This window comes from Caballeronia sp. A2-2 (assembly GCF_057612605.2).
In genome coordinates this window covers 2,745,885-2,771,595 of record NZ_CM172587.1, presented here as the reverse complement: position 1 = coordinate 2,771,595, position 25,711 = coordinate 2,745,885, and the positions used below count along the sequence as shown (strand labels likewise).

Annotated in this window: 21 protein-coding genes and 1 tRNA gene; 11 read left to right on the top strand and 11 right to left on the bottom strand. The window is 62.2% G+C overall.

What is annotated here, in order from left to right; translation table 11 throughout:
• The first annotated feature begins 139 nt into the window (after window positions 1–139).
• Window positions 140–1,282 (top strand): NlpB/DapX family lipoprotein, encoded by a 1,143-nt coding sequence (gene bamC / locus ACZCWR_RS13160; protein ID WP_487301182.1) that lies wholly within the window; start codon window positions 140–142, stop codon window positions 1,280–1,282.
• A gap of 18 nt (window positions 1,283–1,300) precedes the next feature.
• A complete protein-coding gene (locus ACZCWR_RS13155; protein ID WP_487301181.1) occupies window positions 1,301–2,074 on the top strand; it encodes an MBL fold metallo-hydrolase in 774 nt (257 codons plus the stop codon).
• A 667-nt stretch (window positions 2,075–2,741) separates the two neighbouring features.
• Here ACZCWR_RS13155 and ACZCWR_RS13150 read toward each other — a convergent pair.
• Entirely contained in the window at window positions 2,742–3,974 is a 1,233-nt protein-coding gene (locus ACZCWR_RS13150) for a JmjC domain-containing protein (RefSeq protein ID WP_487301180.1), read from the bottom strand.
• 33 nt (window positions 3,975–4,007) lie between these two features.
• Here ACZCWR_RS13150 and ACZCWR_RS13145 point away from each other — a divergent pair, with 33 nt between their 5' ends.
• Window positions 4,008–4,559 carry an FKBP-type peptidyl-prolyl cis-trans isomerase gene (locus ACZCWR_RS13145; RefSeq protein ID WP_487301179.1) on the top strand — a complete coding sequence of 184 codons (552 nt, stop codon included), beginning with the start codon at window positions 4,008–4,010 and terminating at the stop codon, window positions 4,557–4,559.
• A 50-nt stretch (window positions 4,560–4,609) separates the two neighbouring features.
• Here ACZCWR_RS13145 and ACZCWR_RS13140 read toward each other — a convergent pair whose 3' ends face one another.
• From ACZCWR_RS13140 to ACZCWR_RS13120, 5 genes are all read right to left on the bottom strand, one after another.
• Window positions 4,610–5,890 carry a hypothetical protein gene (locus tag ACZCWR_RS13140; protein ID WP_487301178.1) on the bottom strand — a complete coding sequence of 427 codons (1,281 nt, stop codon included), beginning with the start codon at window positions 5,888–5,890 and terminating at the stop codon, window positions 4,610–4,612.
• Window positions 5,877–8,579 (bottom strand): DNA mismatch repair protein MutS, encoded by a 2,703-nt coding sequence (gene mutS, locus ACZCWR_RS13135; protein ID WP_487301177.1) that lies wholly within the window; start codon window positions 8,577–8,579, stop codon window positions 5,877–5,879. The genes ACZCWR_RS13140 and mutS overlap by 14 nt, the downstream gene beginning before the upstream one ends.
• Before the next feature lie 207 nt (window positions 8,580–8,786).
• On the bottom strand, window positions 8,787–9,155 hold the full coding sequence (locus ACZCWR_RS13130; RefSeq protein WP_487301176.1) for an ElaB/YgaM/YqjD family protein: 369 nt from the start codon (window positions 9,153–9,155) through the stop codon (window positions 8,787–8,789).
• Between the two features lie 190 nt (window positions 9,156–9,345).
• Complete coding sequence (lplT, locus tag ACZCWR_RS13125; RefSeq protein ID WP_487301175.1) at window positions 9,346–10,644, bottom strand: lysophospholipid transporter LplT; 1,299 nt, start codon at window positions 10,642–10,644, stop codon at window positions 9,346–9,348.
• A gap of 168 nt (window positions 10,645–10,812) precedes the next feature.
• Window positions 10,813–11,616, bottom strand: a complete 804-nt coding sequence (locus ACZCWR_RS13120) for an inositol monophosphatase family protein (RefSeq protein WP_487301174.1) — start codon at window positions 11,614–11,616, stop codon at window positions 10,813–10,815.
• Between the two features lie 243 nt (window positions 11,617–11,859).
• On the opposite strand from ACZCWR_RS13120, the gene ACZCWR_RS13115 reads away from it, so the two are divergent.
• Together ACZCWR_RS13115 and cysE are read left to right on the top strand one after the other, a co-directional pair.
• Window positions 11,860–12,630: an RNA methyltransferase gene (locus ACZCWR_RS13115; RefSeq protein ID WP_487301173.1), complete on the top strand. Its 771-nt coding sequence runs from the start codon at window positions 11,860–11,862 to the stop codon at window positions 12,628–12,630.
• Window positions 12,631–12,750: 120 nt separating this feature from the next.
• Window positions 12,751–13,533, top strand: coding sequence for a serine O-acetyltransferase (gene cysE, locus ACZCWR_RS13110; RefSeq protein ID WP_487301172.1), 783 nt, complete (start codon window positions 12,751–12,753; stop codon window positions 13,531–13,533).
• A gap of 1 nt (window position 13,534) precedes the next feature.
• Here the strand turns inward: cysE and ACZCWR_RS13105 are convergent, their stop codons facing one another.
• From ACZCWR_RS13105 to ACZCWR_RS13090, 4 genes are all read right to left on the bottom strand, one after another.
• A complete protein-coding gene (locus tag ACZCWR_RS13105; protein ID WP_487301171.1) occupies window positions 13,535–14,332 on the bottom strand; it encodes a UDP-2,3-diacylglucosamine diphosphatase in 798 nt (265 codons plus the stop codon).
• 9 nt (window positions 14,333–14,341) lie between these two features.
• Complete coding sequence (locus tag ACZCWR_RS13100) at window positions 14,342–14,833, bottom strand: peptidylprolyl isomerase (protein WP_487301170.1); 492 nt, start codon at window positions 14,831–14,833, stop codon at window positions 14,342–14,344.
• A 69-nt stretch (window positions 14,834–14,902) separates the two neighbouring features.
• Window positions 14,903–15,490 carry a peptidylprolyl isomerase gene (locus ACZCWR_RS13095; RefSeq protein ID WP_487301169.1) on the bottom strand — a complete coding sequence of 196 codons (588 nt, stop codon included), beginning with the start codon at window positions 15,488–15,490 and terminating at the stop codon, window positions 14,903–14,905.
• Between the two features lie 47 nt (window positions 15,491–15,537).
• Window positions 15,538–16,248, bottom strand: coding sequence for a tetratricopeptide repeat protein (locus ACZCWR_RS13090; protein WP_487303323.1), 711 nt, complete (start codon window positions 16,246–16,248; stop codon window positions 15,538–15,540).
• A gap of 540 nt (window positions 16,249–16,788) precedes the next feature.
• Here ACZCWR_RS13090 and cysS point away from each other — a divergent pair.
• The 6 genes from cysS (at window position 16,789) to ACZCWR_RS13060 (ending at window position 23,565) form a co-directional block, all read left to right on the top strand.
• The gene (gene cysS, locus ACZCWR_RS13085) at window positions 16,789–18,186 is read left to right on the top strand and encodes a cysteine--tRNA ligase (RefSeq protein WP_487301168.1); all 1,398 of its coding nucleotides are present in this window, start codon (window positions 16,789–16,791) and stop codon (window positions 18,184–18,186) included.
• A gap of 47 nt (window positions 18,187–18,233) precedes the next feature.
• Window positions 18,234–19,229 carry a DNA-3-methyladenine glycosylase family protein gene (locus tag ACZCWR_RS13080; RefSeq protein WP_487301167.1) on the top strand — a complete coding sequence of 332 codons (996 nt, stop codon included), beginning with the start codon at window positions 18,234–18,236 and terminating at the stop codon, window positions 19,227–19,229.
• 117 nt (window positions 19,230–19,346) lie between these two features.
• The gene (locus tag ACZCWR_RS13075) at window positions 19,347–20,318 is read left to right on the top strand and encodes an acetyl-CoA carboxylase carboxyltransferase subunit alpha (protein WP_487301166.1); all 972 of its coding nucleotides are present in this window, start codon (window positions 19,347–19,349) and stop codon (window positions 20,316–20,318) included.
• 25 nt (window positions 20,319–20,343) lie between these two features.
• The gene (gene tilS, locus ACZCWR_RS13070; protein WP_487301165.1) at window positions 20,344–21,774 is read left to right on the top strand and encodes a tRNA lysidine(34) synthetase TilS; all 1,431 of its coding nucleotides are present in this window, start codon (window positions 20,344–20,346) and stop codon (window positions 21,772–21,774) included.
• A 284-nt stretch (window positions 21,775–22,058) separates the two neighbouring features.
• Window positions 22,059–23,309 carry an aspartate kinase gene (locus tag ACZCWR_RS13065; protein WP_487301164.1) on the top strand — a complete coding sequence of 417 codons (1,251 nt, stop codon included), beginning with the start codon at window positions 22,059–22,061 and terminating at the stop codon, window positions 23,307–23,309.
• A 163-nt stretch (window positions 23,310–23,472) separates the two neighbouring features.
• Window positions 23,473–23,565, top strand: a tRNA-Ser gene (locus ACZCWR_RS13060).
• A gap of 934 nt (window positions 23,566–24,499) precedes the next feature.
• Here ACZCWR_RS13060 and ACZCWR_RS13055 read toward each other — a convergent pair.
• Window positions 24,500–25,711, bottom strand: coding sequence for an MFS transporter (locus ACZCWR_RS13055; protein WP_487301163.1), 1,212 nt, complete (start codon window positions 25,709–25,711; stop codon window positions 24,500–24,502).

Sequence of the window (25,711 nt, the reverse complement as noted above, 5' to 3'; positions counted from 1 at the left end):
TGCGGCGCGAACACGGTGCCGCGATCCACCATCGTCATGTGCTCTCTTACTCATCCTTAATCGCCGCCCGCGCGCGCCGTTCCCTGCAAGTCCAGGGCCGGCGCACGGCCCAAGCGTTATCGCAGCAAAGAAGGACCTCATGAAACGTTCCGCTCTTCACATTCAAGCCAGGCGTCTGGGCATGCTGTCGCTCACCGCGGGCGCCGTTTTCGCGTTGGCCGGTTGCGACACGCTCAATGACTGGCTCGCGCCGGACCGCGTCAATTACAAGCAGGCCGAAACCGCGCCGAATCTGGCGGTGCCGTCGGACTTGTCCACGGCCGATATCAGCCAGCGCTATGCCGCACCGCCGCCGGTGAACACGCTGGGCGGAACGGCCTCGCGTCAGCCAACGCCGCAAGGCAACCTGACGCTCGGCGTGCCGAATACGCAGGACCCCTACGGCATGCACGTCGAGAAGGACGGCGATCGCCGCTGGCTCGTCATCGACGGTCGCACGCCGGATCAGGTCTGGCCGCAGTTGCAAGAGTTCTGGGCGGACACGGGCCTCACGCTCAAGACCGACTCGCCGCAGAGCGGCATCATGGCGACGGACTGGGCGGAGAATCGCGCGAACATTCCGAGCGACTGGTTCCGCAACAGTGTCGGCAAGCTGTTCGATTTCGCGTATTCGTCCGGCACGCGCGATATGTTCCGCACGCAAGTGGACCGTGCATCGGATGGATCGACGGATATTTCCGTCACGCACAGCGCGATGGAAGAAGTGTTGACCGGTCAGGACAAGACATCTTCACGTTGGGAAATTCGTCCGCGCAATCCGGCGCTCGAAGCCGTCATTCTGCAAAAGATGATGCAGAAGTTCGGCCTGACCGAAGACCAGAGCAAGCAATTGATTGCGAAGGCGCGTCCGGCGGGCGCGAAGGTCGCGGTGGAGCAGAACGGCGGCGCGTCCGCGCTCGACCTCGCCGAGCCATTCGATCGTGCGTGGCTGCGTGTGGGGCTCGCGCTCGATCGCACGAACTTCACGGTCGATAATCGCGACCGCGAGAAAGGCATCTATTACGTGCATTATTCGGACTCCATGCAGGATCTGAAGAAGGAAGGGCTGTTCGGCAAGTGGTTCTCGAGCGATTCGAAACTGCCGACGCGCCAGTTCCTCGTCAACGTGAAGCCGAAGGCGGATGCAGTGACGCAAGTCGTCGTGGTCGATGCGAACGGTCAGCCCGACACGTCCTCCGATGCGCAGCGCATCGTGTCGTTGCTGCACGCGCAGTTGAACTAAGCACGGGGCGACGAGACCGTGAGATTCGCCAGCCTCGGCAGCGGTAGCGAAGGCAACGCGCTGCTGGTCGAGGCATCGAGCGGCACCACGACCACGCGCATCCTGCTCGATTGCGGCTTCTCCGCGAAGGAGGCGCAGCGGCGTTTGCTGCGTTTGGGCTGCAGCGTCGACACGCTCGATGCCATCGTCATCACGCATGAGCATACGGATCACATCGGCAGCGCGCTGACGCTGGCGCGCAAGTGGTCCATTCCGCTGTACATGAGTTGGGGCACCGCGCGCGCGGTGGGCGCGGATGAAGCCAACGTCGATCTGCGCGTGCTGTGGGGCGATGAGAGCGTCGTCATCGGCGATCTGAGCGTGTTGCCCTACACCGTTCCGCACGATGCCCGCGAGCCGCTTCAATTCGTGTTCTCGAATGGCGCCAGCCGGCTTGGCGTGCTCACGGATGTGGGCGTGTCCACACCGCATATCACGAGCGTGCTAAGCGGCTGTGATGCCCTTGTGCTCGAATCCAATCACGATCTCGACATGCTGGCCGCGAGCCGTTATCCGCCTTCACTGAAGGCGCGCATTCGCGGGACGCACGGACACCTTAATAATGATGCAGCCGCCGCCATTCTCGCGGCGCTCGATCGTTCCAGGTTGCGGCATCTGGTCGCCGCGCATCTCAGTCAGCAAAACAATTTGCCGCATCTGGCGCAGGCGGCGCTTGCCGGTGCGCTTGGCGCGTCCTTGCCGGATGTCGTGGTGGCATCGCAGGACGAAGGCTTCGACTGGCTCTCGCTCTAAGCTAAAGCGCTAAAGCGTAGGAATGCAGAGACAAAAAAACCGGCTCGAAAGCCGGTTTTTTCGTTTGTTCGGACCGCTTGCGCGGCCCGTGGCGAAACGCCAAGCCTTACTGGCTTGCGCCCGAAGCCGGAGCAGCAGCCGAAGCTGCAGCGTCCGCGCCCGAAGCAGCAGCGTCCGAAGCAGCGCCAGCAGCCGAAGCTGCGTCGCTTGCCGCGGCCGAAGCGCTCGATGCAGCTGCGTTAGCGTCCGAAGCGGCAGCGGCAGGAGCCGAAGCAGCCGACGAATCGCTTGCAGCGCTCGGAGCAGCCGAATCGCTAGACTTGTTGCATGCAGCAAGAGCAACAGCAGCCAACAGGGATGCTACGAGGAGGGATTTCTTCATGATCACGTCCTTTTATGGTTAAAGGTAAGCAACAGCGCAAAGTACCGGTAATGTGTGCTCCAACACCGACCTGGGCCGCTGTGGAGCCTCACAATCTTTTATTGGTGTGAGACAACCTACGGCTTGGCCGGAAATTATAGGCACTTTCGCAACGACCGTGTATAAATCGGGGGCCGATACGTTGTCTTTCTCATACAAACTTTCATATTGCGGAACAGCAAAACCATCGTTTCATGCATGTGCTGAGATGCTTTTTAACACTCGCATTTCAGGCATGCATCAAGCTCAAAGGTCCGTCTGAATCCAGCCCGCACAATACCATTCGTGAAGCAGCGATGTCATTGCTGAATCGCCTGTAAGTGTTACAAAGCGTTTCCCCTCCAAGCGTCGTGAATCGGCTAATTCAGGCAGCCATTTTCTGGCTTTCGCAGTTAAGGCCGCTGCCTCTCCATTAACAAAATACGAGTTAGCGTCATAGAGCAAGCTCGTCTTTCGGTCTAGCTTCACGCCGGTCTTTTTCGCACGCTCAACGAATCTTTGCAAATTCAATGGACGCGCAGGCGGATCGAATACGACATTGGATTTCGGTTCGCTCAAATAGCTGCCCAAAAACGCTGCCACATCCTTCTCATTCCATTTGATCTGCGCAAGGATCGCGCCAACCCGTTCGGTGAGTAAGACGGGCAAAGCAGCGGGTGTATCGACCGGCGGCTGATTCGGATCGCGATAACGCGCGCCGGACTTCGCATGCTCGGGCGGCTCGCCCATGTTCTCGGCCAGATGATAGAGAAACTGCGCCGTCAGTTCGTGTACGGAAGGCGAGCGAAAGCCGATGGAGCAGGTCATGCATTCGCCTTCCGCGATCCCGTCATGCGCGATATGCGGCGGCAGATAAAGCATGTCGCCCGGCTCCAGCACCCACTCTTCTTCAGGCTCGAAGTTCTGTAAAACTTTCAACGGCAGGCCGGGTTTTAGCGAGAGATCGCGCTGCGCGCCGATGCGCCAGCGCCGCTTGCCATGCACCTGAAGCAGAAAGACATCGTAGGAGTCGAAGTGCGCGCCGACGCCGCCGCCGTCGGTTGCATAGGAGATCATGAGATCGTCCAGACGCGCATCCGGGATGAAGCGGAAGCGGTTCATCAGCGCATGAGCGCGCTCGTCATGCAGGTTCGCGCCTTGCACGAGCAAGGTCCATTCGCGCTTTCGGACCGAGGGCAGTTCATCGGGCGCGAAAGGGCCGTGTTCGAGATCCCATGTGTTTCGAAAATGCGTGATGAGCCGCGATTCGACATCGTCGAGATCGGCGAGCGCGAAGAGTTCATCACGCGGCAAAGGAGCGGCGATACCGGGAATCGCCTGCCGGATCAGCAGCGGTTTTTTCTGCCAGTAACGCCGCATGAACTGATTAGGCGTGCGATTGCCCAACAGCGGCGTGAGTTCATCGGGAGAAGGCGCGCCGGTGTTTTCGGTTTCGCTGGGAAGGGTTGTACGCGTTGCGTGGAGTGGCCGCTTGGGCATCGTATAATCGAGGCTTGTGTCTTGGAGGATCCAATGAAAATTGCTAGAAATACCGTCGTCTCGGTCGCGTACAAGCTATCGGATGCGCAAGGCAATCTGATCGAGGAAAGCGACGAGCCGATGGTCTATCTGCACGGCGGCTATGATGGCACGTTCCCCAAGATCGAGGAAGCGCTCGACGGTCAGGAGCCGGGTTATCAAACGTCCATTCAGCTCGAACCGCAGGATGCCTTCGGCGAATACGATCCCGAACTCGTGAAGGTCGAGGAGCGCAAGCGCTTTCCCGAACCGCTCGAAGTCGGCATGCAGTTCGAAGGCACGCCCGAAGATGGCGATGACGACATCGACGCGCTCATCTACACGGTGACGGACGTGGCCGAAGACAAGGTGGTGCTGGACGGCAATCATCCGCTGGCGGGCATGGCGCTGCGTTTCGCGCTGTCGGTGCAGGAAGTGCGCGACGCGACGGAAGATGAAATCGAACATCAGCACGCGCATGGTGCGGACGGCCTCTCCGTCGAAGGCGAAGACGAGGACGACGAAGACGACGAACCGCGCAAGGATTCCGGGCCGACGATTCATTGAACGTAGGCGCGTCGCATGATCAGGAGAGCGCAGCTTCGGCTGCGCTTTTTTCATGGGTTGCCGGTTTTCGCGCCGGATGCGGGCAGGGGATAGATCGGCGGAAGCGTGGTCGGCGGATTGAGCATCGGCGGCGGCGGTTCCGAGGCCGCTTCGGGCTCCGCGGGCGGTGGCAACGGCGTGGCGTCCTGCGGCTCGCTGCGTGGCTGCGCCGGTGGCGTCGATGACGGCGCAAGGTAAGCAGGCGGCGCGTTCGACTGTGCCGGAATCTGCTCCTGATAATCGGATGCATCGCGGCGGCGCACGTCGCTTACGTTGCGCACGCGCAGGCGAAATGGCGGATGCCACGCGGCATCGCTCTGCACATCGAGCCATTGCGATTGCGGTTTGCGCAATGAAATGGCAACGCGCGTGAGATTCGATACCGTGAGCCCGCGATCGTTATGCAAGGGCTGATCGATATGAAAGCCGTTCGGCTCTGGCGTCTCCGTGCTGTGAATCACGATGACCGGCCCGCGAAACGTTTCGGCCGCCTTCACGAGACTGCGCTTAAGTTCGAGAAACCCGTCACGCGGTTGGCTCGCACGCGAGAAACGCAGCCATGCGAAGCGATCGCGGCGTTCGTAACGCGCGAAGTCCGGGTCGCCCTGAAGGATCACGACGAGCGCACGCATCTCGGAACGACGCGCCGTTTCCGCCGCGTGTTCGAGCCAGAAGGACATGGCCACCGCGCGATCCTCGAACTCGCCATTACGCCCGCCCGCGGTCAGATAGTGATTGTTCGGACTCGGCGCATTCAGTCCGATGAACGCCACGCCGTTCTGCTGCCAGCGCACGAATTCGCGGAATGTCCTGAAGCGCGCGACATCGCTTTCGCGCGCGAGTTGCAGCGGGCTTTGACCGAGCGAATTGGCATCCGCGAAAAAGAGCTGACGCACGAAATCGAGCCGTTCGACGGGATCGTAACCGCCCGCATGCGCGAGGCTGCAATCGGCCCAGTCGCGCTGACCCGGCAACAGAATGAGCGGCAGGCGCGATGCATCGAGCAGATCGTGACGCGACTGATACACGCTATCGCGGCACGGCTCGTTCACGCCCTTGAGATTGCCGTCGTAGACGATGAACGAGATATCACGATCGCGCGCGATGGCATCGAGCATCTGACGCACGGGCGCTTCGTCGGCGGGGCGCGTGAGTGCGTTGGCGATGACGGCGAAGCGCAGCGGGGCATCGCCCTGAGCGAACGCGGGCGCGACGTGCGCACACGCGAGCGTCAATAGCGCACAGCGCGCCCAGCGCGCGAACGCGGCGACGATGCGCTCAACGCGAGGCATCCGGCGCCGGTTTCGCCAGTTCATGTAGTTCGTAGAGCAGATCGAGCGCTTCGCGGGGACGAAGATCGTTCGGATCGAGCGCACGCAGTTTGTCCAGCGCGGGATGCGGCGTTTCAACGACAGGCGTGTCGTTGTCCACATCGTCCGTGCTGTACGCGGGGCTCGCGAACAGATCGAACTGCGCGCTCGCCTGACCGATCGATTGCTGCTCCAGATGCGCGAGATGCTTGCGCGCCGCGCGGATGACCGCGTTCGGCACGCCCGCGAGTTGCGCGACCTGAAGCCCGTAGCTTTGATTGGCCGGGCCTTCGTTGACCGCATGCAGAAACACGATGCCATGATCGTGCTCGACCGCCGACAGGTGCACGTTCGCCGCCTGCGCGAATTCGGCGGGCAATTGCGTGAGTTCGAAGTAGTGCGTGGCGAACAGCGTGTAGCAGCCGTTATGCGAGAGCAGATGCCGCGCGATGGCCCAGGCCAGCGCGAGACCATCGAACGTCGAGGTGCCGCGCCCGATCTCATCCATCAGCACAAGGCTGGAGGCGCTTGCATCGTTGAGAATGGCGGCGGCTTCGGTCATCTCGACCATGAACGTCGAACGCCCGCCCGCGAGATCATCCGCCGCGCCGATGCGCGTGAAAATGCGATCCAGCGCGCCGAAGCGCGCACGCTTCGCAGGCACATAACTCCCGACATACGCCATCAACGCGATGAGCGCGGTCTGCCGCATGAAGGTCGATTTACCGCCCATGTTCGGACCGGTAATCAACAACAGTTTGCGATCCTGACTCAGACAACAATCGTTGGCGATGAACTGCTCGACCTGCGCCTCGACCACCGGATGCCGTCCATGCTCGATATCGATGCCCGCATCGGCGGTGAATTCTGGCGCGACCCAATCGAGCGCCCGCGCCCGTTCGGCAAACGCGCCCAGCAGATCGAGTTCCGCCAGCGCACTCGCCACCCGCTGACAATCCGCGATGAACGGCAACAAACTTTGCAGCAGCGCGTCGTACAGCGCACGCTCACGCGCGAGCGCGCGTTCCTGCGCGGACAGCGCCTTGTCCTCGAACGTCTTCAGTTCGGGCGTGATGTAACGCTCGGCGTTCTTGAGCGTCTGACGGCGGCGATAATCGTCCGGCACCTTGTCCGTCTGACCGCGCGTGACTTCGATATAAAAGCCATGCACCTTGTTGTACTCGACCCGCAAATTCGCGATGCCGGTGCGCGTGCGCTCGCGCGTTTCCAGATCGATGAGGAACTGATCGCAGTTCTCCGAAATATCGCGCAGTTCGTCGAGGTCGGAATCGTAGCCGCGCGCGATCACGCCGCTATCGCGGATCAGCGCGGCGGGTTCGGGCGCAATGGCCTGCGTCAACAGATCGAGACACTCAGCGGGCGGTTCGAGCGCGGCATCGATGCGAGTCAGCGCGGCGGCGTGCGAGGACATGGCCTGAACACGCGTGCGCAGTTCGGGCAATGCGGCGAAGGTATCGCGCAGGCTGGAAAGATCGCGTGGACGCGCGGACAACAACGCCAGCCGCCCGGTGATGCGCTCGATGTCCGAGATCCCGCGCAGCGTGGTGCGCAAGGCATCGAGACCGCTTGCCGTGCCTGCGTCGAGCAGCGCGCCGATGGCCTGCTGACGCCCTTGCGCAATCGATGCATCGCGCGGCGGATGATGCAGCCAATGCCGCAGCAGGCGGCTGCCCATCGTCGTGCAACACGTATCGAGCAATGAAAACAGCGTGGGCGATTCCGTGCCGCGCAGCGTTTCCGTGAGTTCGAGGTTACGGCGCGTGGCCGGATCGAGCCCGATGTACTCCGATTCGTACTCGACCTTGAGACTGCGCACGTGGCGCAATTGCTGGCCTTGCGTGGCCGCTGCATAGATCAGCAGCGCGCCCGCCGCGCCGCACGCACAGGTCAGCGTGTGCGCGCCGAAGCCATCGAGGCTCGCCACATCCAGTTGTTCACGCAGACGCTTGGTGCCGGAATTGACATCGAAATGCCAGGCGGGCACGCGCGTCGTCGCATTGAGATTCGGCACACCGAACGATGCCTGCATATCCGTGATCGAATCCGCGACCAGCGTTTCCGCCGGACGAATGCGTTCGAGCGCCGCGCCGACTTGCGCGGGCGTGACTTCCGCCAGCCGCAGCGCGCCGCTCGCGAGATTGAGCCACGCGAGGCCCACGCTCGTCACGAGGCCGCGACGGTTGTGCATGGGGCACAGCGCCATCAGATAGACATCGTTCTTGTCGGAGAGCAGGGCGGCATCCGTGAGCGTGCCCGGCGTGACCACGCGCACGACCTTGCGTTCGACCGGTCCCTTCGCCGTGGCCGGATCGCCGATCTGTTCGCAAATGGCAACCGATTCCCCGAGCTTCACCAGTTTCGCGAGATATTGCTCGCACGCGTGATGCGGCACGCCCGCCATGCGAATGGGATTGCCGCCCGACGCGCCGCGCTGCGTGAGCGTGAGATCGAGCAGGCGCGCGGCTTTCTCGGCATCGTCGAAGAAGAGCTCGTAGAAATCGCCCATGCGATAGAAAACGAGCGTATCCGGATGCTCCGACTTGATGCGCAGGTATTGCTGCATCATCGGCGTGTGCTGTGAAAAGTCCGCCGGAAGTGCTGGCGTGGCCGCGTCGGGAGGTGTGTCGGGGAGTGCCGTTTGAATGCCCATCTTGCGTGCGTGAGAAGCGAAGGGACCGGCGCCATGCGCCAGCCGCAAATCATCCGATAGGGCAAGAGTTTAACCTGTCGGGCGCACGGGAACGAGTTGGCCAATCCGGCCTACGACCGATACTTTTTTCAAAGGCTCGAACGCAAACAGGGCCACCGGAAGGTGACCCTGCGCTGACGACATCAGGCAAATTCGTCAGTCAATTCATCAGGTACGGCCAGCCAGAAAGCCGACCAGCAGGGCGAGTCCCGCCACCGCGCCGAGCGTGTGCCACGGCTTGTCGTGCACGAATTCATCGGCGTAACCGGCGGCATCGTTCAGACGGCCGGCGATCACGTTGCTCGCGCCGTTCATCTGCGTGCGCGCGGTCTTGAGCCGCGATTGCAGCTCCTTGCGCAACTTGTCCGCATCGAAGTCACGGCCGTTTTGCAGCGAGCCTTCGAGATCGTCGAGCAGGCTACGCAGTTGATCGCTGGCGGTATCGACCGCGTCGCTCGCACCGCGCACCGCGCGCTGGCCGATGTCGGCCGCGCCATTGATCTTGCTGTCGAGCGTCGAACGTGTGAACAGTCCCATTTTCATTGCTCCTCTATTTGACGTGCCGAAAAGAATGGGGCGCGCCCGGCCGGACATCGGATGCGCGTCTGACGCGCGATCGCGGTCCGCGCATCGGGCAGCGCCTCCCTGTGTTCTGCATCCTGTGCTGTCGCGGCTCTTTAAACATGCCGAAGAGCCGGACGACCCGGAACACAGCATCAAGCAAGGTTCATTCCTCGACCAGCGCGCCCAAATCGACCTCTCGTTCGTTTTGCGCGTGACGGCGCATGGCGAGCGCCATCAACGCGCAGACGAACAGCCCGAAGATCACGATGATCCACTCCACCGGCACCTTGCTCGTCAGCAGCAACGCGTAAGCGCCGAGCATCGCCAGCACGGCGATGTTCTGGTTGAAGTTCTGCACGGCGATGGAATGCCCGGCGGACAGCAGCGTCGCGCCGCGATGCTGGAGAATCGCGTTCATCGGCACGATGAAAAAGCCCGACAGTCCGCCGAGCAGGATCATCAGCGGATAGGCCATCAAAATGTACGCGGGGGCGAAAACCGGCCCGATATGCACGCCTGCATTCGGCGGAAACATGTCCTTGTTGTAGAACGCCATGGCAATCGATACCGCGCCGATCAGCACGCCGACCGGCAGCACCTTGAGCGATTGCCGCAGCGAGATCCACGCGGACGCCGCCGCCGCGCCCAGCGCGATACCGACGCCCGTCACGCCCTGCAAGACCGCCGCCTTCGAGAGCGACAGTCCGAGATTGGCGTCCGCCCATTTGAGCACGAGCAGTTGCAGCGTGACCGCCGCGCCCCACAGCAACGTGGTGACCCACAGCGCGATCTGCGCGAGCTTGTCTTTCCACAGGACCTTGAAGCAGTGCGAGAAGTCGTGGACGAGGCGCGTGGGCTGCGTGAGCAGGTTCGGATAGCGCGCGCCGGTATCGGGGATGAACGCGTTGATGACGGCCGCCGACGCGTAGATCACCATCACCGTGAACAAGGCGGCGTGCGCGGCCGTCTGCACGAACGGAATATGCGCCTGCCCGATCCATTGCCCGACGACCTGACTCACGAGCGCGCCGCCGATCACCGTGCCGAGAATCGTCGAGCCGACCGTCGCCGATTCGAGCCACGCGTTCGCGGCGATCAGCTTTTGCGGCGGCAGCAATTCAGTCAGGATGCCGTACTTCGCGGGCGAATAGGCCGCCGCACCAAGGCCGACCACGCCATACGCGATCATCGGATGCACGCCCGCGATCATCAGCGCGCAGCCGCCTGCCTTGAGCGCGTTCGAGACGAACATGACGTGGCGTTTCTGCATGGCATCGGCGAATGCGCCGACGAAGGGCGCGAGCACGACATACGAAATCGTGAAGAAGATCTGCAACAGCGGCGTCACCCACGGCGCGGAATGCACCACGGCAAGCATGGCGATGGCGGCAATGAGCAGCGCGTTATCCGCCAGCGATGAAACGAACTGCGCGGCGATGATCGTGTAAAAGCCTTTTTTCATGACGGAGCCGGCAATGGCGCGGCACGCCGGACAAGGTTCCGGCGGCGCATCCTTTTGGAACGGGAAAGCTGGGCGAAAGACTGCACTGTAGCGGAGCGCCGCGTTCGGTGCAGGACGAACGCGGACCGGAATAAATCGAGGATGCGTTGCGCGTCCTCGATCAAGCGCTTACTCGCCCGTCAGACGCGTGCGCGAATGCGGATCGAGAATCTTGATGAGTTGCGCGTAGACCTTCGGATTCGCCGCGACGATCTCGTTTTGAAACAGGAAATCCGATTCGCCCGTGTAATTGCCGACCAGCCCGCCCGCTTCGGTCACGATCAGGCTGCCCGCCGCCACATCCCACGGATGAATGCCTTGCTCGAAGAAACCGTCGAGCCGTCCCGCCGCGACGTTCGCCAGATCGAGCGCCGCCGCGCCCGGACGGCGCAGCCCCGCGCACGACAGTGTCATTTCGCTGAACAAACGCATGTAGCCGTTCAGGCCTTGTCCATCGCGGAAAGGGAAGCCGGTGCCGATCAGCGCATCCGACAGACGGTCCAGCTTGCCCACGCGGATGCGCCGTTCGTTCAGATAAGCGCCGCGTCCGCGCGAGGCGGTGAACAGGTCGTTGCGGGTCGGATCGTAGACGACGGCCTGCTGCACCACGCCCTTGTGCGCGAGCGCAATGGCGACGCAGTAATACTGGAAACCGTGGATGAAGTTGGTAGTGCCGTCGAGCGGATCGATGATCCACTGATATTCCGAGTTGCGGTCCGTCGCGCCGGATTCTTCGGCGAGGATGGAGTGATCGGGATAAGCGGCGGTGAGCGTCTCGATGATGGCGGCTTCGGACGCTTTATCGACTTCCGTCACGAAGTCGTTGTGCTGTTTCTTGCTGACCTCGATGCGGTCCAGGTCCAGCGACGCGCGGTTGATGATCTGTCCGGCGCGGCGGGCGGCCTTGACAGCGATATTGAGCATCGGATGCATGAGCGTGATCCTTTGAGCCGTCGACGGGCTTTGAAAGCGCGCGCGGACGGAAAAGTTGAGCGACAACGACGAATGTCGACGAAAGACGAATTGGATAAGAGCGGGGCGCATGCATCGGCTGAAAACCGGCTACGCGAAGGCGCTATTTTAACCGAACTCGATGCCTCTTAGCCCGCTCATCACACGGAATGCCACGCAAAGCGCGATAACATAGCGCGTTAATCACTGAGCACCGATCGCGCCTTGGAATCCACCGACTTTCTCGCCGCCCCCGCAGGCGGCTTCACGTCCACGCGTTTCATCCTCGTCGAGCCGAGCCATCCCGGCAACGTCGGTGCGGCGGCGCGTGCGCTCAAGACCATGGGTTTCGCGCGGCTCGTGCTGGTGGCCCCGCGCATCGCCGATGTGAAGAATGAACCGGAAGCCATCGCGATGGCCTCGGGCGCGGACGATGTGCTCGCAGGCGCCCATGTCGTGGACACGCTCGCCGATTCGCTCGTCGGCGTGCGCTGGTCGGTCGCGCTGACCGCACGCATGCGCGAATACGGCCCGCCGCAGATGCCGCCGCGCGCGCTCGCCGAACGCGCGCACGAATTCGTGCGGCACGGTGACATCGCACTCGTGTTCGGCAACGAGCGCACCGGTCTGTCCAATGCCGATGTCGAACGATGCAGCGCGCTCGCGCATATTCCCGCCAATCCGGCGTATAGCTCGCTCAATCTCGCGCAGGCGGTTCAGGTGCTCGCCTACGAATTGCGCCTCGCGTTTCAGGCGCCCGCGTCCGAACTCACGCTGGTGGAAACGGTGGAGCATGCTTCGAGCGATGAAATCGAAGGCATGTACGCGCATCTTCAGGAAGCGCTCGTCGCGCTGGAATTTCTCGATCCCGATAATCCGAAGAAACTCATGTCGCGCATCCGAAGTTTGTTCGCACGGTCGGGGTTGGAGCATGAAGAAGTGAATATCCTGCGCGGCATCGCGAAGCACGCGCTGCTGAAAAGCAAGAAGGACTGACCGCGCGGCCAACGTGGGCATCTCGGCGGACTTGGCGCGCGCGTCCTACAATCGCAGCGCATAAGCATTGCGCATTCCGTGATAAGGACAGCGCCGCACTTTCCCCACCGAGATAACGACATGTTCGACCGACTCCGCGAAGACATCGCCGCCATCCGCGAGCGCGATCCCGCCGCCCGCAGCGCATGGGAAGTCGTGACGTGTTATCCGGGTCTGCATGCCATCGTCATGCACCGGTTCGCGCATGCGTGCTGGCTTGCGCAGTGGCGCTGGCTTGCGCGCTTCGTTTCTCAGATGGCGCGCTTTCTCACCGGCATCGAGATTCATCCGGGCGCGACGCTCGGACGGCGCGTGTTTATCGATCACGGCATGGGCGTGGTGATCGGCGAGACGGCTGAAGTCGGCGACGACTGCACGATCTATCAGGGCGTGACGCTTGGCGGTACATCGCTTGCGCGCGGGGCGAAACGGCATCCGACGCTGGAACGCGGCGTGATCGTCGGCGCGGGTGCGAAGGTGCTGGGCGGGTTCGTCGTCGGGGCGGAAGCGAAGATCGGTTCGAACGCGGTGGTGGTCAAGCCCGTTCCGGCGGGTGGCACGGCCGTGGGCAATCCGGCGCGCATTGTTATGCCAGCAGTCGCGAAGCCTAAAGAGCAAACGCGCGATGGTTTCTGTGCCTACGGCATCACGCCGAATGCGGACGATCCGGTGTCGCTCGCCATTCACGGTTTGATCGATCACGCGTCCACGCAGACGCAGCGGATCGATGACATCGTGGCGGCGTTGGAACGCATCGGCGCGCGCGTGGAAGCGATGAACGGCATCGATGGCGCGTCGCTCGTCGATCTGAAACGGCTGTGTTCGTCGATGGACGGCAAGCGCGAGGAATCCGCCACGCGTTGATTCAGAGCGGCAGCGCGTGCATGCCGTTTTCATCTATACGCAGATAACCGCCGCGCGTTTCCGCGTGATCCAGTTCCCAGTCCGGCAGCACCCAACGCGTGCCTTCCACTTCATGATGCATGGCCGGGCGATGCGTATGCCCGTGGATCATCGTATCGGTGCGGCTATCGATGAATAGCTGCGACACGGCCTTGCGCGTGACATCGTATTTTGCCGACATGCCGTAAGTGCGCGCGCCCTGGCTATTGCTGCGCATGCGCTGGCCGATGCCCAGCCGTGTCTTCAGCGGCAACGATAGAAACAAGCGCTGCGCCACGCGATTGCGCGCGAATCGCCGGAAATATTGGTAGCCACGGTCCGCCGTACACAACGCATCGCCGTGCGCGACGATCACGCGTTTTCCATACGCGGTCACGATGTACGGATCGGGCAGCGACATCGCGCCGGCTTCTCTCATGAAGCGCTTGCCGAGCAGAAAGTCGCGATTTCCGCGCATCACATACAGCGCGATGCCGCGTTCGCTCAGCGTGTGCAGCCGCTTCGTCATGCGCCGCGCGAATTCCGCGCGCGGGTCCGTCACGGACGGATCGAGCATGTCGTCGCCGATCCAGAATTCGAACAGATCGCCGAGGATGAAAACGGAGTCCGCCTCGTTCGCCGTCACGTCGATGAAATGCTCGAAGGCCGCGACCGTCTTCGGAATGGCTTCGCTCAAATGCAGGTCGGCAAGAAAAAACAGCGGGCGCGCGTCATGTGCGCTGCCCGCCGTTTCACGACCGAACGTGTTCGTTTCGATCATGCGTGCCGCTTAGACTTCCACGGCCTTTTCGATCACGACGTCATCCACCGGCACGTCCTGATGAAAACCCTTCGAGCCGGTGCGGACCTTCTTGATCTTCTCGACCACGTCCATGCCTTCGACGACACGGCCGAACACCGTGTAGCCCCAGCCTTGCGGCGTCGGCGACGAATGGTTCAGGAAGTCGTTGTCCTTCACGTTGATGAAGAACTGCGCCGTGGCCGAATGCGGGTCGTTCGTGCGCGCCATCGCAACCGTGCCGTTCTCGTTCGACAGGCCGTTGTTGGCCTCGTTCTGGATCGGCTTGTCGGTGGGCTTTTGCGTCATGCCCGGCTCGAAGCCGCCGCCCTGAATCATGAAGCCGTCGATCACGCGGTGGAACACCGTGTTGTCGTAGTGACCTTTCTTCACGTAGTTGAGGAAGTTTTCAACCGACTTCGGTGCCTTCTCGGCGTCCAGTTCGATCTTGATGATGCCGTGATTCGTATGCAGTTCGACCATGATGTTTTCTCCGTGTGTTGATGACGGCGCGATGAGTGACGAGCGCTGCGCCGTCCGGTAATTCGGGTTTTACTGCTGCACCACAGTCGCCGATTCGATGACCGGCGGCTTCTGCGGCACGTCCTGCATGGGTCCGCGCGTGGTGGTCGGGCTTCCTTCGATCTTCTTCACGACATCCATGCCGGACACGACCTTGCCGAACACGGCGTAACCGTTGCCATCCGGGCTCGGATAGTCGAGACCCGCATTATCGACCGTATTGATGAAGAACTGGGCCGTGGCGGAATCCGGGTCGCCCGTGCGCGCCATCGCGAGCGTGCCCGTGACGTTCTTCAGGCCGCTGCGGCTTTCGAGCGGAATGGGCGCGCGCGTGGGCTTCTCGGCGAAGCTCGTGTTATAGCCGCCGCCCTGAATCATGAAGCCCGGAATCACGCGATGAAAAATCGTGCCGCTGTACTGTCCGGACTTCACATAGCCGAGAAAGTTCTCGACGGTCTTCGGCGCTTTCTCCGGATACAGCTCGACCTTGATGTCGCCTTGCGACGTCTTGATCAGCACGATCGGATGCGCCTGCGCCGACGGCGTCTGCGGTTGCGCAAAGGCGGGCGCGGCCGCGATCAGGGCGGCGCCGGACAGCGCCAACATCAGCAATTTCATGAAGGATCGATCCTCGGGTGATGAATGCAAAGAGTCAGCGCTAAACGTCACGGCTGCTGCGTGGCGGGCGCGGTATAGGGCGTGGTGGGCAGCGAACCGTTCGATCCGCCGAACGGCGAGAACGTATCGGGCGAGGGCATGTTGCCGGTGTTACCGGTGTTACGTGTAGGAGCCCATTCGTCCGATGCAGCACGCGGTATGGCAGCCGCGTTCGTGCCCGACGCCGCGCCCGCGAACTTGCGATTGACCGGCGGCGGCGTGATGATCTTCGCGATATCGCCGACGCGTTGCCGCGTGAGCGGACTGGTCGAGCCGAGCGACTGCGCGCGTTTGTACGATTCGCTCGCGAGCCGCAGATACAGATCGCCGAGATTGTCATACGCGAGCGCGTAGCCGGGGTTCGCCTTGGTGGCCGTTTCGAGCGCGGCGCGCGCATCTTCGTAACGGCCTTTCTTCGCGTACAGCGCGGCGAGATTGTTGTACGGCTCGGGTAGTTCGGGATAGGCCTGCGTGAGTTCGGTGAACGCGGTGATGGCGTCGTCGTCGCGGTTCATGCGTGCGAGCACGACGGCGCGCTTGAACTTCGCCTGCACATCGCGCGGATTGCTCGCGATACGCGCATCGAGTTGTTTGAGCGCGGTCGCCCAGTTCTTGTCGGCGATGGACGCATCGATCTGCGGCGTGCCATCGAACGTGGCCGTGGACGTTTGCGCGTGCGCGGGCAGGGCGGCGCCGAGACTCGCGGCTACGCCGAGCATCGCTATGACGAACGCCGACACGGCGAACTTGCGCGTGGCGCGGGGCGTCTTCGGGCGAGACTTCGGGCAGGACATTTGCAGAGGCATGCGCACCTTGTCGTGAGCGTCTTGGTGGATCACGTGGAATGAAATCAATGAACGATGCTGCCTGATATTCGAAATGAGATCCGAACTGAAACATGCGGCATGCATGGGGCTTTTTTCGCCTCTTCGAACGTGCGCGGCATGATGCTCGGGCAAGCCTCTTGCATGGCTCGCAGACCGGCTGACGAGACCCGTCGCGCGGCGGCCTTGAGGTTTCATGGGCAGAGGTCCGAGTGTTATACTCCGACCCATTCTAACAAAAGGTCCGCACGTTTCGCGCACGAGCCTCGGAGCTCGAAGCCAACGCCGGATCTTCTTATCGCCACTCGTGGCCGTCTCCGTCTTGGGTCGTCTGACCGTCGTACCGCGGGCGCGTGTGAGCATCACCGTTCCTGTCCGCATCGGCGCGTCGCGCAACTCCACACACGGTTGGTTCCGGACCACGCACTGTCTTCTATGAATTCGCTGCGCATCTACAACACGCTTGCACGTGAGAAGCAAACCTTCACGCCCCTTCGCGATGGCGAAGTGAAGATGTATGTCTGCGGAATGACCGTGTACGACTACTGTCACATCGGTCATGCCCGCGTGATGGTCGTGTTCGATATCGTGCAGCGGTGGCTGCGCGCGATCGGCTACAAGGTCACGTATGTCCGCAACATCACGGACATCGACGACAAGATCATCCGGCGTGCGGTAGAGAACGGCGAGCCGATCAAGGCGCTCACGCATCGCTTCATCACCGCCATGCACGAAGACGCGGATGCGCTCGGCGTCGCGCGCCCGGACCTCGAGCCGCGCGCGACCGACTTCATCCCGCAGATGCTCGGCATGATCGATACCCTGCACGCCAACGGCTACGCCTATCAAGGCAAGGACGGCGACGTGAACTACGCGGTGCGCAAGTTCGCGGGCTACGGCAAATTGTCCGGCAAGTCCATCGAAGACTTGCGCGCGGGCGAGCGCGTGGCCGCCAACGACGCCAAGCAGGACCCGCTCGATTTCGTGTTGTGGAAGCAAGGCAAAACCGGCGAGCCGGAAGATTCCGGCTGGGACTCGAAGTGGGGCCGCGGGCGCCCGGGCTGGCATATCGAATGTTCGGCCATGGGCTGCACCTTGCTCGGCGAACAGTTCGACATTCACGGCGGCGGCATGGATCTTCAGTTCCCGCATCATGAGAACGAGATCGCGCAAAGCGAGGGCGCGACGGGCAAGCGCTTCGTGAACTACTGGATGCACAACGGCTTCGTGCAGATCGATAGTGAGAAGATGTCGAAGTCGCTCGGCAACTTCTTCACCATCCGCGAAGTGCTTGAAAAATTTGATGCCGAGGTGGTGCGCTTCTTTATTGCACGGGCACACTATCGGTCGCCGCTGAATTACAGCGACGTGCATATCGACGATGCAAGGAACGGACTCACGCGCCTATATACCGCGTTGAAGGATGTCGAGCCGGACAATCAGCAGCTTGACTGGAACGAGTCGAACGCGCAGCGTTTCGAGGCTGCGATGAACGACGACTTCAACACGCCGGTGGCCGTGTCCGTGTTGTTCGATCTTGCGGGTGAAGTCAACCGCACACGCGATGCCGCGCTCGCGCGTCAGCTCAGGCAACTGGGCGGCGTGCTCGGCCTGCTTCAGCGCGAACCGCGCGCCTTCCTTCAGCAGGCAGGCGGCACGGGCGCCGAAGCCGGGCTCGCGCCGCAGGAGATCGAAGCCAAAATCGCCGATCGCATCGCCGCGAAGCAGGCAAGGAACTACGCCGAAGCAGACCGGATTCGCGCCGAATTGCTCGAAGCCGGAATTGCGCTTGAAGACAAACCGGGTGGGTCGACCGAATGGCGTCGCGTGTGAGCGCGGACCTTCGAACCCTCTGATCGACTCACCAGGCAGGAGGCACGATGGCAACGGCCAGGAAGACGCCGGTCAAACGACTCGCGTCTGCACGAAGCAACGCGTCGCCCGCATCGAAGAAAACGCGCGGCGCGCCCACGAAGGCGAGCACGCAAAATTCCGATGACACAACGACGACGGCACGCAAGGCAACGGTCAAACGCAGCGCAGGCGCGAAGCTGAACGGCGAGGCCGCGCCTGCCTCGCTGACGCAAGAGGCCGAGGCCGCGCCGCAAAAAGGCAATGGCCGCGCGGTCGCCGCCGATGGCGTGAGCGCGCACAAGCTCGTGCCCGATTCGAAGCAGGGCGAGATCGTGCGCAAGTCGCGCGTGGTCACGGCCGATGCCACGGTGCCGGTGCAGATCGGCGGCCTCACGCGTGAAGTCGCGCGGCCCGACTATTGGGATCGCGCGTGCGCGGACCTCATGCGGCGCGATCGCATCCTCAAGAAACTGATCCCCAAGTTCGGCGAGATTCATCTCGTCAATCTCGGCGATCCGTTCTCCACGCTCGCGCGTTCCGTGGCCGGCCAGCAGATTTCGACCAAGGCCGCGCAAGCCATTTGGGAGCGCGTGAAGGGCGCGTGTCCGGAAGTGCATCCGGCGCATTTCATCAAGCTCGGTCACGAGAAGTTGCAGGCGTGCGGACTATCGAAGCGCAAGGCCGAGTACATCCTCGATCTCGCGCAGCACTTCGAGAACGGCGCGTTGCATGTGGATACCTGGGCGTCGATGGACGACGAAACCGTGATCGCCGAACTCACGCAGATTCGCGGCATCGGACGATGGACGGCGGAGATGTTCCTCATCTTCAATCTCTCGCGCCCGGACGTGCTTCCGCTCGACGACCTTGGTCTCATTCAGGCCATCAGCGTCAATTACTTCAGCGGCGAACCCGTCACACGAAGCGAAGCGCGCGAAGTCGCGGCGAACTGGGAGCCGTGGCGCACGGTCGCCACGTGGTACATGTGGCGCAGCCTCAATCCCATTCCCGCGGACCACTGAACGTTGCAAGACAATTGCGGAACTATCGTTGATTTATAATCGATAGTTCCCGCGCGCATTTATCAGGGACGGACGCGGTTAAAATACGCCCTGCCCGTTGTTCTAGGACTCGAACACATGAAGACCACGTTTCTGGATTTCGAGCAGCCGATCGCTGAACTCGAAGCGAAGATCGAAGAACTCCGCTTCGTTCAGGACGATTCCGCTGTCGATATTTCGGAAGAAATCGACCGGCTTTCGAAAAAGAGCCAACAGCTCACGAAAGACCTCTACGCCAACCTGTCGCCCTGGCAGGTGTCGCAGATCGCGCGTCATCCGCAGCGTCCCTACACGCTCGACTACGTCAACGAACTTTTCACCGACTTCCACGAACTGCACGGCGACCGTTCCTACGCGGACGACCTCGCGATCGTCGGCGGCTTTGCGCGTTTCAACGGGCAGGCGTGCATGGTGATCGGTCATCAGAAAGGGCGCGACACGAAAGAGCGCGCACTGCGCAACTTCGGCATGCCGCGCCCGGAAGGGTATCGCAAGGCCGAGCGTTTGATGCGTACCGCCGAGAAGTTTTCGCTGCCCATTTTCACCTTTGTCGATACGCCGGGCGCCTATCCGGGCATCGGCGCGGAAGAGCGCGGGCAGTCGGAGGCCATCGGCCACAATCTGTATGTCATGGCGGAACTGAAGACGCCGATCATCACCACGATCATCGGTGAAGGCGGTTCGGGCGGCGCGCTCGCGGTCGCGGTGGCCGACACGGTCATGATGCTGCAGTTCTCCACGTATTCGGTCATCTCGCCGGAAGGCTGCGCGTCCATTCTGTGGAAGAGCGCGGCGAAGGCGCCGGAAGCGGCGGAAGCGCTCGGCCTCACCGCGCATCGGCTGAAGGCGCTGGGGTTGATCGACAAGATCATCAACGAGCCGCTGGGCGGCGCGCATCGCGATCCGAAGGGCATGGCGGCGCTGCTGCGTCGTGGTCTGGCCGATTCGCTGCGCCAGTTCCAGGGCATGAGCGTGCCCGACTTGCGCGAACGCCGCTTCGAAAAGCTCATGGCGTACGGCAAGTTCAAGGAAACCATGCCGGGCGCGTGATCTTCGCGTCTGCGTTCATCGACTCGTGACATCCACGGATAACGAAACCCCGGCCAGCCGCCTCGTGCTCGATGCGGTGCGCGCCGCGGTTTCGAACGCCGCGTTTCCCGCCGATTCCCTTCTCGCCGTCGCATTCAGCGGCGGTCTCGATTCCACCGTTCTGCTCGATGCCGCCGTGCGCGCGTTCGGCGCATCGCGCGTGATCGCGCTGCATATTCATCACGGTCTGAGCCCGAACGCGAACGCGTGGGCCGATCAGTGCGATGCCTTCGCGGCATCGCTCGATGTGCGGTATGCCTCGCGTCATGTCGATGTCGCGCGCGCCGGTGGCGAAAGCCTGGAGGCCGCCGCCCGCGATGCCCGTTATCGCGCGCTCGACGAACTGTGCGCCGAGCAAAGCGCGCAAGCCTTGCTGATCGCGCATCACGCTGACGATCAGGCGGAAACGGTGCTGCTGCAATTGCTGCGCGGCGCGGGCGTCGCGGGGCTTGCCGCGATGGCGCCCGAACGGCGCGAGGCGGATTCGGTGCCGCGTTTGCGTCCGCTGTTGCGACTGTTGCGCGCGCAACTCGAACAGTACGCGCACGAGCGCGACCTGAGTTGGATCGACGACGAATCCAACGCCGACACACGCTACTCGCGCAATGCCTTGCGTCACGACGTGCTGCCCGTGCTCGCGGTCCACTTTCCGGGTTTTCGCGATGCGCTGGCTCGCACGGCATCGCATGCGGCATCGGCGCAACGTCTGCTCGACGATCTCGCGCGGCTCGATCTGGCGAGTGCGGCGAGCATCGACGAAGAAGGCGCGCTGCGGCTCGATGCGCTACTCGCACTCGACGACGAACGCGCGCTCAATCTCATGCGCTTCTGGATTCGTTCGCGCGGTTTGCTGGCGGCATCGACGGCGCGCATCGCGGATATGCTGCGGCAGTTGCGCGATATCGCCGATGGCCCGAGCGGCCACGCCTTGCGCGTCGATCATGCGGGGCATGCTCTGCGCGTTTATCGCAACGCGTTGTTCTGGGAGCCCGGCGATAGCAGCGATGCGCCCGACCTCGACGGCGCAGGCGCGCAGAAGCCGGTCGTCGAATTGAATTGGCAGGGCGAAGAAGTCTGGCGTCTGCCGCAATGGCGCGGTTCCTTCGTGTTCGAACCGGCCGATTCACCGGCGGACGATGTCGTCGGCGAAGGCGTGCTGCGCGCCGTGCCGCTGATCGCGCGTTCGCGTGCGGGCGGCGAGCGCATGCGAGTGGCGGGCATCGCGCCGAACCGCACGTTAAAGAATCTCTTTCAGGAGCGCGGCGTGCCCGCGTGGAAACGCGATGTGCCCTTGCTTTATGCCGGCGGCGCGCTGCTGTTCGTGCCGCTCGTCGGCGTGAACCGGGAAGCCGCGCCCGATGCCGCGCACGGTCCGCTGCGCCGCATTTCATGGCGTCCGGACTTGCTGCTGGCCTGAGCAAAAGTTCAGGAGTACCGACACGCTATCTTGTAATTTTGTCGTCGATCGCGTACCCTAATCCGTTTTCGCGCCAGCGGTTTCGCGCGGCATCTCCGTTCAAAAGACGCGATTTTCGCCGGCAATCCGCGGAGTTGCGCATGCTGTATCAAGCGTGAATCAAGTGTGTATCAAGCGATCCGTTGCCGCGCTCATCCATCCCCGAAGCGGTCTGGCACGGCGCTGAAACAAGCGCCACGCATCCACGCGTGAAGCGCGGTTTTCCTTCCAGTTCAAGAACGACAATGGCACTCATCGTACACAAATACGGCGGCACTTCGATGGGCTCGGTCGAGCGCATCAGGAACGTCGCCAAACGCGTCGCCAAGTGGCACCGGGCAGGGCACAAGATGGTCGTCGTGCCCTCGGCGATGTCCGGCGAAACCAACCGTCTGCTCGGTCTCGCGCGAGAAATCAAGGCGGATGCGGACCCGCGCGAACTCGACGTGATCGCCTCCACCGGCGAACAGGTGAGCGTCGGGCTGCTCGCCATCGCGCTGCATGCCGAAGGCATCGACGCGGTGAGCTACGCCGGCTGGCAAGTGCCCATCCGCACGGACAGCGCGTTCACGAAGGCGCGCATCAGCGAGATCGACGGCGAACGCGTGCTGAAGGACCTCGACGCGGGCAAGGTGGTGGTCATCACCGGCTTTCAGGGCGTCGATCCCGAAGGCCATATCGCGACGCTCGGGCGCGGCGGTTCGGACACTTCGGCGGTGGCGATCGCGGCCGCGATGAAGGCCGACGAATGCCTCATCTATACCGATGTCGATGGCGTCTACACGACCGACCCGCGCGTGGTGGAAGAAGCGCGCCGGCTGGACCGCGTGACCTTCGAGGAAATGCTGGAGATGGCGAGCTTAGGCTCCAAGGTGCTGCAGATCCGTTCGGTGGAATTCGCCGGCAAGTATCAGGTCAAGACGCGCGTGCTTTCCAGCCTGACCGACCCGTTCATGCCGCTCGCCGACGAGATGCACTCCGGCACCCTGATTACTTTTGAAGAAGACGAGACCATGGAAAAAGCAGTGATTTCTGGCATCGCGTTCCAGCGCGACGAAGCGCGCATCGCGGTCATGGGCGTGCCGGACAAGCCGGGCGTCGCGTATCAGATTCTTGGGCCGGTGGCGGATGCGAACATCGACATCGACATGATCATCCAGAATCAGAGCGTGAACGGGAAGACCGACTTCACCTTCACGGTCGGCCGTGGCGACTACAACCGCGCGCTCGACATTCTGAACAACACGGTGAAGGGCCACGTGCAGGCCGAAACCGTGCTGGGCGACCCGAAGGTGTCGAAGGTGTCGGTGGTGGGCGTGGGCATGCGCTCGCACGTGGGCATTGCGAGCACCATGTTCCGCACGCTGTCGGAAGAGGGCATCAACATCCAGATGATCTCGACTTCCGAAATCAAGATCTCCGTGCTGATCGACGAGAAGTACACCGAGCTTGCCGTGCGCGCGTTGCACAAGGCGTTCGAGCTGGATCGCGCTTGAATCGCGCATGAGACTGTGACGTGACTTCGTTGCGGTTTGTGGGGAGTTTGTTCCTGTAATTCGCTCGAATGGAAAAAATCGTCATGCGAATTTGACCGACGCCCGCGGAATTGCTATTATCTCGATCTCGTTGCAGTGCGTTCCCGCCGCAACGAAAAGTTTGGGAGACGTGGCCGAGTGGTCGAAGGCACTCCCCTGCTAAGGGAGCATCTGGCTAAAAACTGGATCGAGGGTTCGAATCCCTCCGTCTCCGCCAGTAGTAGGAAGGAAGCCCCGTAAGTCGAAAGACTTACGGGGCTTTTTGTTTTGGGCGATGAAAGGGTTTGATTGAGCGGGTATTGGGGTTATGCCCTTCGTGCAAGGGGCTGCTGTTTTATGTGTTTTTATTGCAGTAGCCGCCTCCCCGGCGGGGGGATCACTTTCTTTGCTGCTGCAAAGAAAGTAATCAAAGAAAGCAGCTTTTTACACCATGCACGATGGCTGGAAAGGGTTGGTCTGGATTAACGATACAGTGGCCGCAATAGGACTTGCCACGCATATCGAGTCGCTTAGGCAACCTACCGATTTCGTGCTCGAAAATCAAGTCTTAGTGGACCGCGCTCATTCTTTCGGCCATGCGCTTCGCGCGCCGAGAGCTTGAGAATGGAATCCCGCAGCGTATCAGCGCCCAGCCACATCACACAGCATCGCACCTCTCCCATTGGGCCCTACCTTGGTAAGCGCTTCTGGGCAAAGCGCACACACCAAGCAAGTCACCTTTTAGTCGGAGCACTAAGCAAGGTAGGACCGAATAGCAATCTTGCGGGGAAGTGTGAGGTGGCTGGGCGCTTATAGGCTGCGGGGTTCCGTTCTTACGCTCTCGGCGCGCGCAGCGCATGGCCGAAAGAATGAGCGCGGTCCACTTAGACTAGAGAATTCGAGCGCGCAATCGCTAGGTTGCCTAAGCGGCTTGTTATGCGTGGATAGTCCTATTGCGGCCACTGCACCCGTTAATCCAGACCAACACTTTCCAGCCAGCGTGCATGGGGGTAAAAGCTGCTTTCTTTGGTGACTTTCTTTGCAGCAGCAAAGAAAGTTACCCCCCCGCCGGGGAGGCGGCTACTGCAATAAAAACACAACCAGCAGCAGCCCCTTGCACGAAGAAAAAACATCAAACCCAAGCTCCGCAGCCAAATCAAGGCTAACAAACTTCACCTGAGCATGCTTCCTCGAAACCCAAACGTCCCCAGCACGCCAACGCCGACTGCACCGAGCATGACCCCAAGATGCATCGCGCCAACCGCGCCCGCATGATCGAACGCCACGCCACCCGCCAGCGATCCCACCGCGATCGCCGTCTGCACCGCGCTCACGAACAACGCCGATGCCGCTTCCGGCCGCTCCGGCGATGTCATCTGCATCCACACGCTGAGCGCGAGCGGAATCGCGCCATAAGCGACGCCCCACGCAAGCACACCCGCAACAACGCCAGCAGGCCAGTGAGCCACCACCGGTAACACCAGCAACGAACCCATCACCAGCACACTCATCGCGAACAGCGACACACGCGGATGCGACGTCACAAACCGCGCCGCCACGAAGTTCGACAGAAACCCCACGACGCCGAAGCCGAGCAACAGCGCCGTCACCCACGATGCATCGAGCGCAGCGTTCGTCTCCAGATAAGGCGCGATATACGTATAAGCGCTGAAATGCGCACCGAACAGAAGCGCCACCAGCACAAGACTGCGCAGCACCGTCCCACGCGAAAGCATCTGCGCGAAATCCATCACACGCGCGGCCGTGCGTGGCGGCAAATCGGGCAGCAATAAAGCCTGCGACACCAGCGCGACGAACGCAAGCGCCGCCGTCGCGTAGAACGACACGCGCCACGACGTCATCTCCGCGATGAACGTCCCCAACGGCACGCCGACGACCGTCGCCAGCGTGATCCCCATGAAGATGATCGCGCTCGCCCGCGCGCTCTCACGCTCCGAGACGATCTGCCCGGACACGCCGAGCGCTACCGTCCAGAAGCCGCCAAGACTTAAACCGAGCAACGCGCGCCCGGCGAGCATCACGGTGAAATCAGTCGAAAACGCACTGACGAGATTCGACGCGACAAGCGCGCCCGACAGCATCAGCAGAATCAGCCGCCGGTTCAGACGCCCCGCTGCGAGCAGCAACAACGGCGCGGATAACGCTGCGATGATGCCCGGCGTCGTCGTCATCAGACCGGCGGTGCCGGGCGTCACCGCGAGGTCGGATGCGATCTTCGGCAACACGCCCACCGGCATGTATTCGGTCGTCACGAAAGCGAACGAACCGAGCGCGATGGACAGTACCGCGAGCCACGACCGCGCGCGTCCAGCGGAGGAGGGAATCATCGCGCCACGAACGGGCGCGGTCTGATCGGCATTCAT

What these genes read in the sequence shown, in the direction of transcription:
- ACZCWR_RS13100 (WP_487301170.1), bottom strand. Translation starts at nt 14,833, where the DNA reads ATGGTCGAACTGCATACGAATCACGGCATCATCAAGATCGAACTGGAC.
- lplT (WP_487301175.1), bottom strand. Translation starts at nt 10,644, where the DNA reads ATGAAAAAAGGCTTTTACACGATCATCGCCGCGCAGTTCGTTTCATCG.
- ACZCWR_RS13145 (WP_487301179.1), top strand. Translation starts at nt 4,008, where the DNA reads ATGAAAATTGCTAGAAATACCGTCGTCTCGGTCGCGTACAAGCTATCG.
- ACZCWR_RS13130 (WP_487301176.1), bottom strand. Translation starts at nt 9,155, where the DNA reads ATGGGACTGTTCACACGTTCGACGCTCGACAGCAAGATCAATGGCGCG.
- ACZCWR_RS13080 (WP_487301167.1), top strand. Translation starts at nt 18,234, where the DNA reads ATGGCAACGGCCAGGAAGACGCCGGTCAAACGACTCGCGTCTGCACGA.
- ACZCWR_RS13140 (WP_487301178.1), bottom strand. Translation starts at nt 5,890, where the DNA reads ATGCCTCGCGTTGAGCGCATCGTCGCCGCGTTCGCGCGCTGGGCGCGC.
- ACZCWR_RS13150 (WP_487301180.1), bottom strand. Translation starts at nt 3,974, where the DNA reads ATGCCCAAGCGGCCACTCCACGCAACGCGTACAACCCTTCCCAGCGAA.
- ACZCWR_RS13090 (WP_487303323.1), bottom strand. Translation starts at nt 16,248, where the DNA reads ATGCTCGGCGTAGCCGCGAGTCTCGGCGCCGCCCTGCCCGCGCACGCG.
- ACZCWR_RS13075 (WP_487301166.1), top strand. Translation starts at nt 19,347, where the DNA reads ATGAAGACCACGTTTCTGGATTTCGAGCAGCCGATCGCTGAACTCGAA.
- mutS (WP_487301177.1), bottom strand. Translation starts at nt 8,579, where the DNA reads ATGGGCATTCAAACGGCACTCCCCGACACACCTCCCGACGCGGCCACG.
- bamC (WP_487301182.1), top strand. Translation starts at nt 140, where the DNA reads ATGAAACGTTCCGCTCTTCACATTCAAGCCAGGCGTCTGGGCATGCTG.
- cysE (WP_487301172.1), top strand. Translation starts at nt 12,751, where the DNA reads ATGTTCGACCGACTCCGCGAAGACATCGCCGCCATCCGCGAGCGCGAT.
- ACZCWR_RS13065 (WP_487301164.1), top strand. Translation starts at nt 22,059, where the DNA reads ATGGCACTCATCGTACACAAATACGGCGGCACTTCGATGGGCTCGGTC.
- ACZCWR_RS13105 (WP_487301171.1), bottom strand. Translation starts at nt 14,332, where the DNA reads ATGATCGAAACGAACACGTTCGGTCGTGAAACGGCGGGCAGCGCACAT.
- cysS (WP_487301168.1), top strand. Translation starts at nt 16,789, where the DNA reads ATGAATTCGCTGCGCATCTACAACACGCTTGCACGTGAGAAGCAAACC.
- ACZCWR_RS13055 (WP_487301163.1), bottom strand. Translation starts at nt 25,711, where the DNA reads ATGAATGCCGATCAGACCGCGCCCGTTCGTGGCGCGATGATTCCCTCC.
- ACZCWR_RS13095 (WP_487301169.1), bottom strand. Translation starts at nt 15,490, where the DNA reads ATGAAATTGCTGATGTTGGCGCTGTCCGGCGCCGCCCTGATCGCGGCC.
- ACZCWR_RS13120 (WP_487301174.1), bottom strand. Translation starts at nt 11,616, where the DNA reads ATGCATCCGATGCTCAATATCGCTGTCAAGGCCGCCCGCCGCGCCGGA.